Origin of the sequence: Bacillus sp. ISL-78, assembly GCF_018613455.1 — a bacterium.
GTDB lineage: Bacteria > Bacillota > Bacilli > Bacillales > DSM-1321 > Peribacillus > Peribacillus frigoritolerans.
Window position 1 is genome coordinate 100189 of the sequence record NZ_JAGGQC010000007.1, and the last position, 14709, is coordinate 114897.

General features: G+C 42.3%; 17 protein-coding genes. All 17 read left to right on the forward strand.

Annotated features, from left to right (window positions below; translation table 11 throughout):
• Positions 1–13: 13 nt before the first annotated feature.
• The 17 genes from smc to J7I96_RS09285 all read left to right on the forward strand — a co-directional run bounded on the left by smc (position 14) and on the right by J7I96_RS09285 (position 14350).
• Positions 14–3577, forward strand: a complete 3564-nt coding sequence (gene smc / locus J7I96_RS09210; RefSeq protein ID WP_214922934.1) for a chromosome segregation protein SMC — start codon at positions 14–16, stop codon at positions 3575–3577.
• A gap of 26 nt (positions 3578–3603) precedes the next feature.
• The gene (gene ftsY / locus J7I96_RS09215) at positions 3604–4620 is read left to right on the forward strand and encodes a signal recognition particle-docking protein FtsY (protein WP_214768550.1); all 1017 of its coding nucleotides are present in this window, start codon (positions 3604–3606) and stop codon (positions 4618–4620) included.
• A gap of 47 nt (positions 4621–4667) precedes the next feature.
• Complete coding sequence (locus J7I96_RS28395; protein ID WP_285289406.1) at positions 4668–4793, forward strand: hypothetical protein; 126 nt, start codon at positions 4668–4670, stop codon at positions 4791–4793.
• Between the two features lie 43 nt (positions 4794–4836).
• Positions 4837–5169 (forward strand): putative DNA-binding protein, encoded by a 333-nt coding sequence (locus J7I96_RS09220; RefSeq protein WP_034313718.1) that lies wholly within the window; start codon positions 4837–4839, stop codon positions 5167–5169.
• Between the two features lie 11 nt (positions 5170–5180).
• Positions 5181–6521: a signal recognition particle protein gene (gene ffh, locus J7I96_RS09225; RefSeq protein WP_214922936.1), complete on the forward strand. Its 1341-nt coding sequence runs from the start codon at positions 5181–5183 to the stop codon at positions 6519–6521.
• A gap of 152 nt (positions 6522–6673) precedes the next feature.
• Positions 6674–6946, forward strand: coding sequence for a 30S ribosomal protein S16 (gene rpsP / locus J7I96_RS09230; RefSeq protein ID WP_048684918.1), 273 nt, complete (start codon positions 6674–6676; stop codon positions 6944–6946).
• Between the two features lie 13 nt (positions 6947–6959).
• Entirely contained in the window at positions 6960–7190 is a 231-nt protein-coding gene (locus J7I96_RS09235; protein WP_214770057.1) for a KH domain-containing protein, read from the forward strand.
• 221 nt (positions 7191–7411) lie between these two features.
• Positions 7412–7798 (forward strand): YlqD family protein, encoded by a 387-nt coding sequence (locus J7I96_RS09240; protein ID WP_034313711.1) that lies wholly within the window; start codon positions 7412–7414, stop codon positions 7796–7798.
• Positions 7799–7808: 10 nt separating this feature from the next.
• A complete protein-coding gene (gene rimM / locus J7I96_RS09245; protein WP_034313708.1) occupies positions 7809–8327 on the forward strand; it encodes a ribosome maturation factor RimM in 519 nt (172 codons plus the stop codon).
• Positions 8327–9061, forward strand: coding sequence for a tRNA (guanosine(37)-N1)-methyltransferase TrmD (gene trmD, locus J7I96_RS09250; protein ID WP_214922938.1), 735 nt, complete (start codon positions 8327–8329; stop codon positions 9059–9061). The genes rimM and trmD overlap by 1 nt, the downstream gene beginning before the upstream one ends.
• Positions 9062–9191: 130 nt before the next feature.
• Complete coding sequence (gene rplS, locus J7I96_RS09255) at positions 9192–9539, forward strand: 50S ribosomal protein L19 (RefSeq protein WP_034313702.1); 348 nt, start codon at positions 9192–9194, stop codon at positions 9537–9539.
• 218 nt (positions 9540–9757) lie between these two features.
• Entirely contained in the window at positions 9758–10318 is a 561-nt protein-coding gene (gene lepB, locus J7I96_RS09260; protein WP_214768542.1) for a signal peptidase I, read from the forward strand.
• 17 nt (positions 10319–10335) lie between these two features.
• Positions 10336–11214, forward strand: a complete 879-nt coding sequence (ylqF, locus tag J7I96_RS09265) for a ribosome biogenesis GTPase YlqF (RefSeq protein ID WP_214768541.1) — start codon at positions 10336–10338, stop codon at positions 11212–11214.
• A gap of 149 nt (positions 11215–11363) precedes the next feature.
• Entirely contained in the window at positions 11364–12146 is a 783-nt protein-coding gene (locus tag J7I96_RS09270; RefSeq protein ID WP_396020080.1) for a ribonuclease HII, read from the forward strand.
• 14 nt (positions 12147–12160) lie between these two features.
• On the forward strand, positions 12161–12943 hold the full coding sequence (locus J7I96_RS09275; RefSeq protein ID WP_214922940.1) for a hypothetical protein: 783 nt from the start codon (positions 12161–12163) through the stop codon (positions 12941–12943).
• Positions 12921–14081, forward strand: coding sequence for a hypothetical protein (locus J7I96_RS09280; protein WP_214922942.1), 1161 nt, complete (start codon positions 12921–12923; stop codon positions 14079–14081). The genes J7I96_RS09275 and J7I96_RS09280 overlap by 23 nt, the downstream gene beginning before the upstream one ends.
• Positions 14078–14350, forward strand: coding sequence for an EscU/YscU/HrcU family type III secretion system export apparatus switch protein (locus J7I96_RS09285; RefSeq protein ID WP_214922944.1), 273 nt, complete (start codon positions 14078–14080; stop codon positions 14348–14350). The genes J7I96_RS09280 and J7I96_RS09285 overlap by 4 nt, the downstream gene beginning before the upstream one ends.
• The last annotated feature ends 359 nt before the right edge of the window (positions 14351–14709 follow it).

The following is a 14709-nucleotide window of genomic DNA, read 5'->3' on the forward strand; positions in this document are numbered from 1 at the left end:
AGGGGGAAAGGTCATGTTCCTCAAACGTTTGGACGTTGTAGGATTTAAATCTTTCGCAGAGAAAATTTCGATAGATTTTGTACCTGGTGTCACGGCAGTGGTTGGACCAAACGGAAGCGGTAAAAGTAATGTGACCGACGCAGTCCGGTGGGTCCTTGGAGAGCAGTCTGCGAAATCACTGCGTGGAGCAAAAATGGAAGATATCATCTTTTCGGGAAGTGACACGAGGAAAGCGTTGAATTTTGCGGAAGTATCATTGACCCTTGATAACGAGACCAATTCCCTGCCGATCGACTTTCATGAAGTCAGTGTGACAAGACGTGTATATCGATCGGGAGAAAGTGAATTTTTCATTAATAATCAAGGTTGCCGTCTGAAAGACATCATAGACCTTTTCATGGATTCCGGTCTTGGGAGAGAAGCGTTTTCCATCATCAGCCAAGGGAAAGTAGAAGAAATCCTTAGCAGTAAGGCTGAAGAAAGACGAGTGATTTTTGAAGAAGCGGCCGGTGTCCTGAAGTATAAAACGAGAAAACGAAAAGCGGAATCGAAGCTGACGGAAACACAGGATAATTTAAACCGTGTCCATGATATCCTCCATGAATTGGAGGGGCAGGTGGAGCCGTTAAAAATTCAGTCTTCCCTCGCCAAGGAATTTTTGGCGAAGAAAGACGAACTAGAGCAAATAGAAGTGGCTTTAACCGTTTATGAAATTGAAGAGCTTTATGAAAAATGGGAAAAACTATCACAGGAACTGGAAAAACATAATGAAATGGAACAGCAAATGGCAGGACAGCTTCAGGACAGGGAAGCGCATCTCAAAAAGCTAAGGGATAGTCTAGCGACGCTTGAGACATCGATCAATGGCCTGCAGGAGATTCTCCTTAATGCCAGCGAAGAACTTGAAAAGCTTGAAGGCCGTAAAGAAGTTTTGAAAGAACGGAAAAAAAATGCCGCCCAAAACAAGTCACAGCTGGAAAAAGCGATTGTGGAAGGTGAGGCTGCTGTCGAGCGGTTGACTTTGCAAAAGGAAAGAGAAACGGAAATCCTGCATGCACTGAACTTGGAAGTGAAAGGGATTTCTGAAACCTTACATGAAAAACAAAAAAGCCTCGGCCTTTTCAATAGTGATATAGAAGCGGTGATCGAAGCGAAAAAGAGTGACTATATCGAGTGGTTGAACAAGCAGGCCACGGCCAAAAACGAAAAACAATACCTGCTTCAGCAGCTTGCGCAACAGGAACATAAAAATGCAAAACTTGATATGGAAAATGAAAAGTTCTTAACTGAAAGAATGGATATCACTGCTAAAAAAATGGAATATTCACAGCTGATGGACAATATGACCAAGCAGCTTGAAGAGCATGTCACTTATTTCCGAAATCAGCAGAATAAATTGAATGCGGCAAAAGATACGTATCAAAAACAAGAAACCACCCTTTATAAGGCCTATCAATTCCTTCAACAGGCTAAATCGCGTAAGGAACTGCTTGAAGAAATGGAAGATGATTATGCAGGCTTCTTTCAGGGTGTAAAAGAGGTTTTGAAAGCGAAAGAAACCCTTCGAGGCATTGAAGGGGCAGTTGCGGAATTGATAAAGGTTCCTAAGGAGTATGAAACGGCCATTGAAACGGCTTTGGGCGGAGCGATGCAGCATGTTGTCGTGGAACGCGAAGAGCATGCACGGGAAGCCATTTCCTTCTTGAAGAAAAATAGGTACGGGCGTGCGACTTTCTTGCCTTTATCAGTCATTAAGGCAAGAGAGATATCAGCTAACCAATTATCGATGCTGAAGAGCCATTCAGCTTTTGTAGGGACTGGTTCCTCATTGATCCAATATGATGATAGGCATGCAGCGATTGCTGAAAACCTATTAGGAACAGTGATTATCACCACGGATTTAAAAGGGGCAAATGACCTGGCGAAAATGATGCAGCACCGTTTCCGTTTCGTAACACTTGAAGGGGATATCGTCAATCCAGGTGGTTCAATGACTGGTGGAGCCTTAAAGCAAAAAACGACCTCCCTGCTTTCAAGGAAAACTGAATTGGAGGAGCTTCAACAAAAACTTGCTGCAATGGAAGTGAAAACGAATCAGCTTGAAAAGCAAGTCAAACAGCTCAAAGTGGATGTCGGTGTTCAAGAGCAAACGCTTGAACAAACCAGAAAAACGGGAGAGAGACTTCGGTTACAAGAACAAACCCTTAAAGGGGAACTCCGTGAAGTGGAGCTCCAGGAAAGAAATGTGAATGAACGGCTGCATCTTTATGATTTGGATAAAAATTCATATTTAGAAGAACAACAGCAAAAAAAGGCAAGACTTGAAGAGCTTGAAGAACTTTTGGAATCATGTAAATCGGAAATTGAAGGTCTGGACCGGTTGATTTCCGAAATGACCGAACAAAAGCAATCACAACAATCTTCAAAAGAGAGCCTTGCTGAAGAAACGAATGAACTGAAGGTAATGCTGGCTTCCAAGCGTGGCCAGCTGCAAAACCAAAAAGAGAAGATGGAACGCATTGAATCGGATCTTTCTAAGGAATCAAGCAGGCTTGCGGAAAACAAAGATGATTTAGGGCTCCTTACCAATGAAATGACAGACAGTTCAAGCGGGGAAGAGTCCCTGGAAGATATGGCTCAGCAGAAATTGCTCGATAAAAATGGGGCAATTGAAGGAATCACCATAAAAAAACAGGAAAAAAACGAGCTTCTAATGGAAGTTGAAACGCTCGAACTGTCCTTGAAAGAAGAAAATCGACTTTATAGAGGCATTGTCGAAGTGATAAAGGATGAAGAAGTGAAATTAACTCGTCTGGATGTCGAACTGGAAAATCGCCTCGACCACTTGCGAGAAGAATATACCCTTTCCTTTGAAGGTGCTAAAGAACGGTATCCATTGATGATGCCTGCCGACGAAGCTCAAAAAAGGGTGAAGCTCATCAAGCTTGCTATCGAGGAACTGGGTACGGTGAATTTAGGTGCAATTGATGAATATGCACGTGTAGCTGAACGCTATGAATTCCTTCTTATTCAAAAGGAAGACCTTCAACAGGCGAAAGATACATTATTCCAAGTCATCGATGAAATGGATGATGAAATGAAACGGCGCTTTGCGGATACTTTCTATTCGATCCGTAAAGAATTCGAACAAGTCTTCAAAGCTTTATTTGGCGGAGGCAGGGCTGAGCTGAAACTGACGAATCCTGATGATTTGCTAAATACAGGGGTGGATATCATTGCGCAGCCTCCCGGAAAAAAACTGCAAAATTTGAGCCTCTTATCCGGCGGAGAACGGGCATTGACAGCCATAGCCCTTTTATTCTCGATTCTAAAAGTGCGTCCTGTTCCTTTCTGTATCCTTGACGAAGTCGAGGCAGCGCTAGATGAGGCGAATGTCGTCCGGTTCAGCCAATTTTTAAGAAAGTTCAGCAGGGAAACGCAGTTCATCGTGATTACTCACCGCAAGGGCACGATGGAAGAGGCAGATGTCCTATATGGCATTACGATGCAGGAGTCAGGTGTCTCCAAACTTGTTTCTGTCCGGATGGAAGAATCAGAAAACTTTATGGAAGTTTAAATTCATGAATTAGAGGAAGTGGGACAATGAGTTTTTTCAAAAAGTTAAAAGAGAAATTTACGATTCAGGAAGAAAAAGAAAAATCAGTTGAAGCAGAAGTATCCATTGGGGAAAAATTCAAACAAGGTTTGACAAAGACGAGGAATTCCTTTACTGGAAGGGTTAATGAACTTGTTGCCCGTTATCGGAAAGTGGATGAGGACTTCTTTGAAGAACTTGAAGAAATCTTGATACAGGCTGATGTAGGCTTTGATACTGTTATGGAATTGATTGATCAATTAAAAATGGAAGTCAAGCTTCGCAATATCTCTGATACGAGGGAAGTGCAGTCCGTTATTTCCGAAAAACTTGTTGAAATCTACCAAGGTGATGATGAAGCGACTTCAAGCCTGAATATACAAGAAGAAGGTTTGACGGTCATTTTATTTGTAGGGGTTAATGGGGTAGGTAAAACGACGACCATTGGTAAACTCGCCCACAAATTCAAAACAGAAGGGAAATCTGTCGTATTGGCTGCAGGGGATACCTTCCGTGCCGGTGCGATTGAACAGCTTGAGGTTTGGGGTGAGCGTGTCGGTGTCAGTGTAATCAAACAGGGTGAAGGCTCTGACCCAGCTGCTGTCATGTTCGACGCCATTCAGGCCGCCAAGGCACGAAAAGCGGATATCCTTATCTGTGATACTGCCGGTCGCTTGCAGAATAAAGTCAATTTAATGAAAGAATTGGAAAAGGTGAAACGTGTAATTGAACGTGAAGTACCAGGTGCACCACACGAGGTGCTGCTTGCCCTTGATGCTACAACTGGGCAAAATGCCCTTATCCAGGCCAAAACATTCAAGGAAGCGACAAATGTTTCCGGTATTGTTTTAACAAAGCTTGATGGCACCGCAAAAGGTGGAATCGTTTTGGCGATTCGCAATGAATTGGCCATTCCCGTTAAATTTGTCGGGCTAGGTGAAAAAATGGATGATCTACAGGAATTCGATGCCGAGAAATATGTTTATGGCCTTTTTGCTGATATCATCGATAAAGAAGAGGTTTAAGTGGAAATTGTAAGCCGGAAGAGTTCATTCTCTTCTGGTTTTTTACTATGAAAATTGGAGGACCAATTGATGAAAGGTCCAAAAAAGAAGCGGAAAATGAAAAAAATAATGCTTTGCAAACACGTGGTAAGGAGTTTAACTTGACATCAAATAAACAAGGCTTTACAATATAAACTTGTAAAGGGTTTTCACTTAACAGCAGGGAGGCTTGCTAAGATGCTTGAAAAGACAACGCGGATTAATTATTTGTATGACTTTTACCAATCGTTGTTAACAGAGAAGCAGCAGAGCTACATGTCCCTCTACTATCTGGATGATTACTCTCTTGGCGAGATTGCCGATGAATACGAAGTCAGTAGGCAGGCAGTCTATGATAATATAAAAAGAACAGAAGCGATGCTTGAGGAATATGAAGCGAAGCTATTGTTATTTCAAAAATTTCAAGAGCGTAACCAGTGGATTGCGAATATGAAGGGACTCATAGAAAAGGAATCCTTTTCAAAAGAGAAGCTGCTAGACGCAATCACAACGCTTGAGAAGTTGGATTAGGAGGCGGCAATATGGCATTTGAAGGATTGGCCGACCGACTGCAGAGCACGATGCAAAAGATCCGTGGAAAAGGGAAGGTCAACGAAGCGGACGTTAAAGAAATGATGCGTGAAGTTCGATTGGCCCTGCTTGAAGCGGATGTTAACTTTAAAGTCGTGAAGGATTTTGTAAAACGTGTCAGTGAACGTTCGGTAGGTCAGGAAGTGCTGAAAAGCTTAACCCCCGGTCAACAGGTAATTAAAGTAGTTAAGGAAGAATTGACTGAGCTGATGGGCGGCGAACAGAGCAAGATTGCCGTTGCCTCGAAACCACCGACTGTCATTATGATGGTAGGTCTTCAGGGTGCTGGTAAAACGACGACCACAGGAAAGCTTGCCAATCTTCTTAGGAAAAAATACAACCGCAAGCCATTGCTCGTTGCGGCTGATATTTACCGTCCGGCGGCGATTAAGCAGCTTGAAACACTTGGCAAACAATTAAGCATGCCTGTTTTCTCCCTTGGGGACCAGGTCAGCCCTGTTGAAATTGCCAAAAAGGCAATTGAAAAAGCTAAGGAAGAACATCATGATTATGTGTTGATTGATACTGCAGGCCGTCTTCATGTGGATGAAAACTTGATGGGCGAACTGAAGGATATCAAAGAGTTGACTAAACCTGATGAAATCTTCCTGGTTGTCGATGCGATGACAGGTCAGGATGCGGTCAATGTAGCCCAAAGCTTCAATGAACAGTTAGGCCTGACAGGAGTCGTATTAACGAAACTTGATGGGGATACACGTGGTGGTGCGGCACTTTCAATTCGTTCAGTCACCGACACGCCGATCAAATTCGTCGGTATGGGTGAAAAACTGGATGCACTTGAAGCGTTCCATCCAGAAAGGATGGCGTCAAGGATCCTCGGCATGGGTGATGTATTGACCCTTATCGAAAAAGCACAGGCCAATGTAGATGAAGAAAAAGCGAAAGAATTAGAGAAAAAGATGCGTACCGCCACTTTTACCTTTGATGATTTCCTTGATCAGCTTGGTCAGGTGCGGAATATGGGACCGCTTGATGATATTCTGAAAATGATTCCCGGTGCGAATAAAATGAAAGGGATGGACAACCTTCAGATCGATGAGAAACAGATCGGTCATGTTGAAGCTATCATCCGTTCAATGACAACGCATGAAAAGGAACATCCGGAAACCATGAATGCATCCCGCAAGAAGCGGATTGCAAAAGGAAGCGGCAGATCGATTCAAGAAGTGAACCGTCTACTGAAGCAATTCGAAGAAATGAAGAAGATGATGAAACAGGTCACGAACATGCAAAAAGGAAAGAAAAAGGGATTCAAATTCCCGTTCATGTAAGGTTTATTTCAGGTCTGAACTGAGGCGAATACGGGTCGAAGCCATGTATTTCAACACTTTTTTTACCTGTTAAGAAAAAAACCTTTACAAACATGCAAGACATTTGATATTATACTATCTTGTGTGAAACTATTCGGAGGTGCTTATTTAAAATGGCAGTAAAAATTCGCTTAAAACGTATGGGAGCTAAAAAATCTCCTTTCTATCGTATTGTAGTTGCAGATTCTCGTTCACCACGTGACGGACGTTACATTGAAGTGGTAGGAACTTATAACCCGGTTGCTCAACCAGCTAAAGTTGAAATCAACGAAGAGCTTGCTCTTAAATGGTTACAAGATGGAGCTAAACCATCTGATACAGTTCGTAACTTATTCTCTACACAAGGCATCATGGAAAAATTCCATGTTGCAAAAAACAGCAAGTAATCGACGGTAGTTGATGAAAGCACTTATTGAAACGATTGTTTCAGCACTTGTGGATTATCCGGAAGAGGTCATCGTGACCTCCAAGGAAGAATCCGACCGGATTGTTTATATCCTCTCCGTTCATAAAGAGGATATGGGCAAGGTAATCGGTAAACAAGGGCGTGTTGCTAAGGCGATTCGGACTGTGGTATATGCAGCAGGATCTTCACAGCAGAAGAAAATCCATTTGGAGATTTCCGAATAAGGAGGGTTAATACCCCTCCTTTTTTTGTACTTCAAGAAAGTGAAATTTCTACTTGGATCCTAATTGAATAGACCCGGACTTTAAACTTTACGCCTTTTTAAGACGCATCTTTTACCGATTTACGTTATACTTAAGAGAATGACCCCCATTTCAAAAAGATTACCCCATCATACATATTTTTTGAAGGAAATAAGAAATCATAGATAATAGGAGGTGCTGGAATGAAAATTCTCCAAAATGTAATCGTTAACCAAGTATTAACGGAATCCAGCAAGAATCAGCTCCTCGAGAAATACAAGTCAAAACGCCTTCAGCTTCAAAAAGAGAGTGAACAGCTTCGCTTTGAACTGAAAAAACTTGAAAAAACAAGAACTCTCCAACCTGCTAGTCTCCGTGCTCATTTTGAAAAAGAAATAAACCAGAGGCAAGAAAAAATTAAACTGCTTGAATTTCAAATGGAGCAGTTGGAGATCCTTCCCGCAGGTAGTGAATTGAAGGAACGGGAAGTTCAAAGTATCATTGATGTGGAAATTGGGGCAGATTGGGACGAAATCATGGCAACGAAGACCATTGTCATAAAAGATGGAATCGTCTCGGAAATTCGTTAGAGGTGAAAGAATGGAAAAATGGTTTAATGTAGGTAAAATTGTCAACACACATGGTCTTTTAGGAGAAGTCCGTGTAATTTCTTCAACAGACTTTCCAGAAAAACGATACAAAGTCGGAAATACTCTGTATCTGTTTAGGGACACGGAGAAAAAACCCCTGCCCCTCATCATCAGGTCGCATCGCACCCATAAAAACTTTAATCTATTGACGTTCGAGAATTATTATAACGTCGGACAGGTCGAGGCATTTAAAAACGGGGTCCTGAAAGTGAAGGAAGCACAGCTTGGTAAATTGGACGAAGGTGAGTTCTACTTCCATGAAATCATCGGCTGTTCGGTATTTACGGATGAAGGAATGGAAGTTGGGGAAATCGTTGAGGTTCTTACGCCTGGTGCCAATGATGTTTGGGTCATTAAGAAAGCTGGCAGTAAGGACATCCTGATCCCATATATTGAACAAATTGTTAAAGAAGTGGATATTTCCGCTAAAAAGGTAATCATTACACCGATGGAAGGACTTTTAGACTGATGAAAATCGATGTGCTTTCGCTTTTTCCAGAAATGTTCGAAGGGGTATTTGGTTCGTCAATCTTAAAAAAGGCTGCGGAAAAGCAGGCTGTGAGCTATAAGGTGACCAACTTTCGAGATTATGCAGATAATAAGCATTCGACGGTAGACGATTATCCTTATGGAGGCGGTGCCGGAATGGTATTAAAGGCACAGCCGATCTTTGATGCTGTGGAAGCACTTAAAGGGCAAGGGGAGCTAACCCCAAGGGTGGTCCTCCTTTGTCCCCAGGGAGAGCGTTACACGCAGAAAAAAGCCGAAGAGTTTGCGGAAGAGGAACATCTCATTTTCATTTGCGGGCATTATGAAGGGTATGATGAGCGCATCCGGGAGCATGTCGTAACGGATGAAATATCTATTGGTGACTTTGTACTTACAGGCGGGGAACTGGGCGCAATGGTCATTATTGACAGCGTTGTTCGCTTGCTGCCTGGCGTTCTGGGAAATGTTGACTCCCCGATTCTTGATTCCTATTCTTCTGGTTTGTTAGAGCATCCCCATTACACTAGACCTGCAGATTTCCGGGGGATGAAAGTTCCCGATCCGCTAATATCCGGGAATCATAAAAAAATCGATGAATGGCGGATGAAGGAATCTCTGCGCAGAACTTGGATTCGGCGTCCGGATTTGCTCAATAGTTATGAACTTTCGGAAGTTGAAAAAAAATTATTGTCCGAGATTAAAAAAGAAGACTGATGTCTATTGCATCGACGTTTAGAGTATGATAGGATATACCTTGTGACTTGGGCAAAATGCTCAGTCTTATAACGATGTTCCGCTGCAAACAATAAGTATTTGCAAGAGCGTCCAGGAGGAGTTGAAATCGATGCAAAATCTTATTAACGAAATCACAAAAGAACAACTTCGCTCAGATCTTCCATCATTCAGACCTGGTGACACAGTACGTGTACACGTAAAGGTTATTGAAGGAACTCGCGAACGTATCCAGTTGTTTGAAGGCGTTGTAATCAAACGTCGTGGCGGCGGAGTTAGTGAAACTTTCACAGTGCGTAAGATCTCTTACGGCGTTGGAGTAGAACGTGCTTTCCCTGTTCACACACCAAAAATTGCGAAACTAGAAGTTATCCGTCACGGTAAAGTACGTCGTGCGAAACTTTATTACCTACGCGAACTTCGTGGTAAAAAAGCACGTATTAAAGAAATTCGTCGTTAATTCTTCGAATATCTTCATGCGGGTTTACCATGATCCACATAAGGTGAATAACCAAACAGTATCATGCAAAAAAAGGGAGCTTGTTTATCAGGCTCCCTTTTTGCACTTTAAGAAACGATGAATGCACATAGGGTGAAAGCTATATAGAATCCTGCTCGCTATAGCGTCCGCAACATGTTAAAATAATTGTTGATATGCTTTAAAAAGGGTGGATAAGGATGGCGAAAAAGAAAAATGAATTGTGGGAATGGACAAAGGCGGTCATAATCGCAGTTATAGCGGCGACGCTGATTCGTTATTTCGTCCTGGCTCCTATTGTTGTGGACGGCAATTCCATGATGCCGACATTAAAGGATACGGACCGCATGATCGTTAATAAAATCTCCTATTCGATTGGCGAACCCAAAAGATTCGACATTATCGTTTTCGAAGCTCCGGAAGGCAAAGATTACATAAAGCGGGTCATCGGATTGCCAGGGGAAAAAGTTGAATATAGAAATGATACTCTTTACGTGAATGGAAAAGCTTATGATGAGCCATACTTGGATGAATATAAAAAACAATTGATTGATGGCGGGGCTTTGACGGAACCTTTTACATTAAGTGATGTCATAGAACAAGGAACGGTGCCTGAAGATCACCTATTTGTCTTGGGGGATAATCGCCGTTTTAGCAAGGATAGCCGCCATACTGGTGTAGGTGTCGTTCCTTACGATAAAGTGTTAGGAAAAACTAAATTAGTTTATTGGCCGATCGAAGACTTTCGATTGGCGGAATAGTAGGAAGGTGGATTCCATTGACAATACAGTGGTTCCCTGGCCATATGGCCAAAGCAAGACGGGAAGTAACAGAGAAATTAAAACTGATCGACATCATCTTTGAACTTGTGGATGCCCGGATTCCGGCATCTTCGCGAAATCCGATGATCGATGAAATCATTCAGCATAAACCAAGGGTTATCCTTTTGAATAAAGCTGATATGGCCGATCCGGCAAAAACGAATATGTGGCTGGAACATTATAAATCGCAGGGGAAAACGGCGATTGCCATTAACTCACAAGCAGGAAACGGTTTAAACCAGATTACAGCCGCATCCAAAAATCTTTTAAAAGAGAAGTATGAGCGGATGGAATCAAGAGGAATAAAGCCGAGAGCGATCCGTGCCATGATAGTCGGCATTCCGAACGTGGGGAAATCGACTTTAATCAATCGACTTGCCAAAAAGAATATTGCCAAAACAGGAAATACACCTGGAGTCACGAAAGCGCAGCAATGGATAAAAGTGGGTAAGGAATTGGAATTGCTCGACACGCCAGGGATTCTATGGCCGAAATTCGAGGATCAAGAAGTAGGTTTGAAGCTTGCGTTGACAGGTGCGATCAAGGATACGATTTTAAACTTGCACGAAGTCTCATTATACGGCCTTCGTTTTTTGGAAAAAGAATATCCGGAAAGATTGAAATCCCGTTATAACCTGGGAGTAATTCCACAGGAAACGCTCGAATTGTTTGATGCTGTCGGAAAGTTCAGGGGCTGTTTAGCATCTGGGGGCTTCATCGATTATGACAAAACCGCAGAGTTGGTCGTACGTGAAATCCGTTCAGAAAAGATGGGCCCGCTTACGTTCGAGGTTCCTTCGGATTATGAAAAGGATGATATCCCCGAAGAAAATTAACATTGACTTGAGTGTTGTAATACGGAGCTGGAGTTGGATGTCGAAAAGATTTTATCTTTTTGATGTCTCTTTTCCGCTCCGTATTTTTGTCTGAACTGTAGAATAGAAGCAAGACTGCCGATAATTAAAATGATGGGTGATAAAAGATGATAACTGCAATGAGCATTAAGGAAATCTCCTTAAAGTTAAAGACGATAAGAGAGCCTGAAGATTTATTTCTACAGAAATGCCGGGAGGACGGACGGAAGGGAGTAACCGACTTAGTAAACAAATGGCAAAGAACTTATGAAAAGGAACAACAGGTAAGGGATGCTTTCACGGAAATGACAGAGTTTGAAAGGCAATTACGGAAACAGGGGTTTTCCATTCTTGCTGGCATCGATGAAGTGGGAAGAGGACCTCTGGCAGGACCGGTTGTGACAAGTGCAGTCATCTTGCCTGATTCTTTTTATTTGCCAGGGCTTAATGATTCTAAAAAGATCCCGGAGTCAAAAAGGGAACAGTTTTATGAGATGATTTTAAAGGAAGCGATATCCGTAGGTGTAGGTGTTGTACATAGCGAAGTAATTGATGAAATCAATATATATCAAGCTACGAAAAAGGCAATGGTGGCAGCAGTGAACGATCTTTCAGAACTTCCGGATCATTTGTTGATCGATGCGATGGAACTGGATGTCCCGATTCCCCAGCTTTCGCTCATAAAGGGGGACGCAAGAAGCATTAGCATCTCTGCGGCATCCATAATAGCCAAGGTGACTCGTGATAGGATGATGAAGGAATATGGTGAAAAATATCCGGAATATGGTTTTGAAAAGCACATGGGTTACGGGACAAGCCAACATCTAGAAGCCCTCGACATACACGGGCTTACACCTTGGCATAGAAGAAGTTTTGCACCAGTTAAGGAAATCGCTGCGCGAACGAAGGAATAAGGGGGGGATGAGTGGTGCAATCCATAACAAGCAGTCAACCCGTAGCTTCACCCATTGAAATAAAAGGAATTGCGAGTTTGAAAAACGGGCAAATCCTTTTCGGGAAGGTGAATAAGGTTTTTCTTAACCAAACGGCCGAGGTACAGGTTGGCCATCAAAAAATGGTTGCCACTCTTGATATCCCGCTTCGTAAAGGAGTGAAGTATTGGTTTCAAGTACAGCAACCAATTGAAGGGCGTGTCGTGTTAAAAGCTTTAGATTCCCCCAATTTGAACGTTTCTGGCTTAAAGGGAACTGTTGCACAATTGATCGCTCACCTTGGCATAAAACCTGAACCGGCCGCAACCAAGCTTGCCGAATACCTGCTGACAAACGGCCTTCCGATAACCAAGGAAACTTTTCAATCCGCTTTGCAATGGTTAAAAGCTGCTGATGCTGAAGATGTTGGTCTGCCTGTAATAAAAACAATGTTCATTCAGCAACTGCCTTTTGTAAAAGGTGTATTTGATGCATTATTTACGCAGTCCAAAGGTGAACCTTTCCACAAACTCCTCAGTGGCTTCAGTCAGCAGCTGCAGGATGGGGGGGCAGTAACGAGGACTGCCTCCAAGCTAGTGGAGATATTGGACTCTTTACATGTTGCCAAACAGCACCAGCTTCAACAAATCGGTTTGCAAAAACTTTTGACCACTTGGCTGAATTCCGATTCAACACCAGAAATGAAATCCGGGGCATTTTTCCCTGCTTCAAAAGACGGGTTTCGTTCCAGAGGGAATGACGGAATCCGTCTTTCTTGAAAGTTTAATGGATGGAGCTGAGGTTAGGTCCGGTATTCCTAAAAATTCAGCGATTGATAAATTAAACCAAGGATTGCAGCTGCTTTCCGAGGCTAAAGGCGGAGCATTTGCACAAGTTGAAGAAATCGAAATGGCTATTAACCGCATATTGAATAGTCATGATCATGAGAAGGCAAAACTGCCGAATGATATCCACTCGATGCAGAGAAAAAACATTTCTGCAGAAAAACTTACCCCTCTGGCCTTTCATTTAATCCAGAATGCTTTTGCCGAAGCGATAGCTACAAAGGCAGCAGGCGGAAAAATAGAAGTGAATGACCTTATTGGCTACTTGAATAAGGACACAGAGAAAGTAGCTGAGTCGAAGGGTAAAGTGGCTGAATTGCTGTTTCAGTCGCTTAATAAGCCTCCTGAGGCGCAATACGCTAGGATTAATGAGAAGTTGGTCCTTTCACATGTATTGGAAGCTGATTTTCAAACAATCGATTTCACCAATGGACCTTCTGTCGCACACCAACTGAAAGAAATGACCAAGATCCTTGGACTCCAGCTGGAACATGCACTCATTAATCTTCCAGGAGATGATATGGCGGGTTTCCCCAATGATTTAGAGACACTTAAACCGCTGCTGCTTAAATTGCTGAATGAGCAAATTCCGGCAGCTATCAAGGAGATGGCAGAACAAATCCTGAATCGGATTACTGCACAACAGATCCTTTCACAGGAAAACGGGCCGATTCAGAATTTACTCATTACACTTCCACTCAATCTGGGATCTACTCAAACGGATCTGACGTTACAATGGAGCGGAAGGAAGACAAAAGAAGGCAAAATAGACCCTGATTACTGCCGAGTCCTATTTTATTTAGAACTGGAGCGCCTTGAAGAGACGGTCATCGACATGCAGGTTCAAAACCGAATCATAAAAGTGACGGTCATCAATGGTCATGGTGCAACCCTTGAAGAGGCGGCCGGTCAATATCTTGACATCTTGAGAGAGAATCTTGGGAAAATGGATTACAGATTATCAGGAGTTTCGTTTGTAAATCCCGTATATGAAAAAGAGCGGGACCTTAGGGGGAAACCGATTCCTTTTTCAGAAGCAGGTTCATATAGTGGAGTGGATATTCGAATATGATAAATGATAAACGAAAAGAAGCCGTTGCTTTAAAGTATGATCAAAAGACATCCAAAGCGCCCGTCATATTGGCCAAGGGGAAAGGGAAAACGGCTGAATCTATTATGGAAAAGGCCATGAAATTCGATATACCGGTCCAAAGGGACGAATCGCTTACTGCACTTTTAGGTCAATTGGATATAAATCAAATGATTCCGGAAGAATTGTATGGAGCTGTTGCAGAGGTATTTGCATTCATTTATAAAGTTGACAAGGACATGAATCGGTAGGAGACTAACCATTTGGTTTCGACAATGGGTTTCTGTTGGTTTATGTAGAATATTAGGGAAATCACTGACATTTTTTCATTATATTAAAAAAATACTAAACTATTTGTTAAAGGACAAAGCCATGGCTTTGTCCTTTTGCTTTTCCTTTGAATCAAGATAAGGGTAACCGTAGTTTTTCATGAGAATATCTCTGGATCAATAGATTGAAAAGGCTTTCATGGAAGTGTTTTTGATAGAAATATGACTCTTATTGTACTAGAATTGCAGATCCGAAATAAATGATATTAATAAGAAAAAAACACAACGGCGCAGAAGGTTTTTTCTATTTTATAAAAGGGTAAGGAAGTATATTATAATAA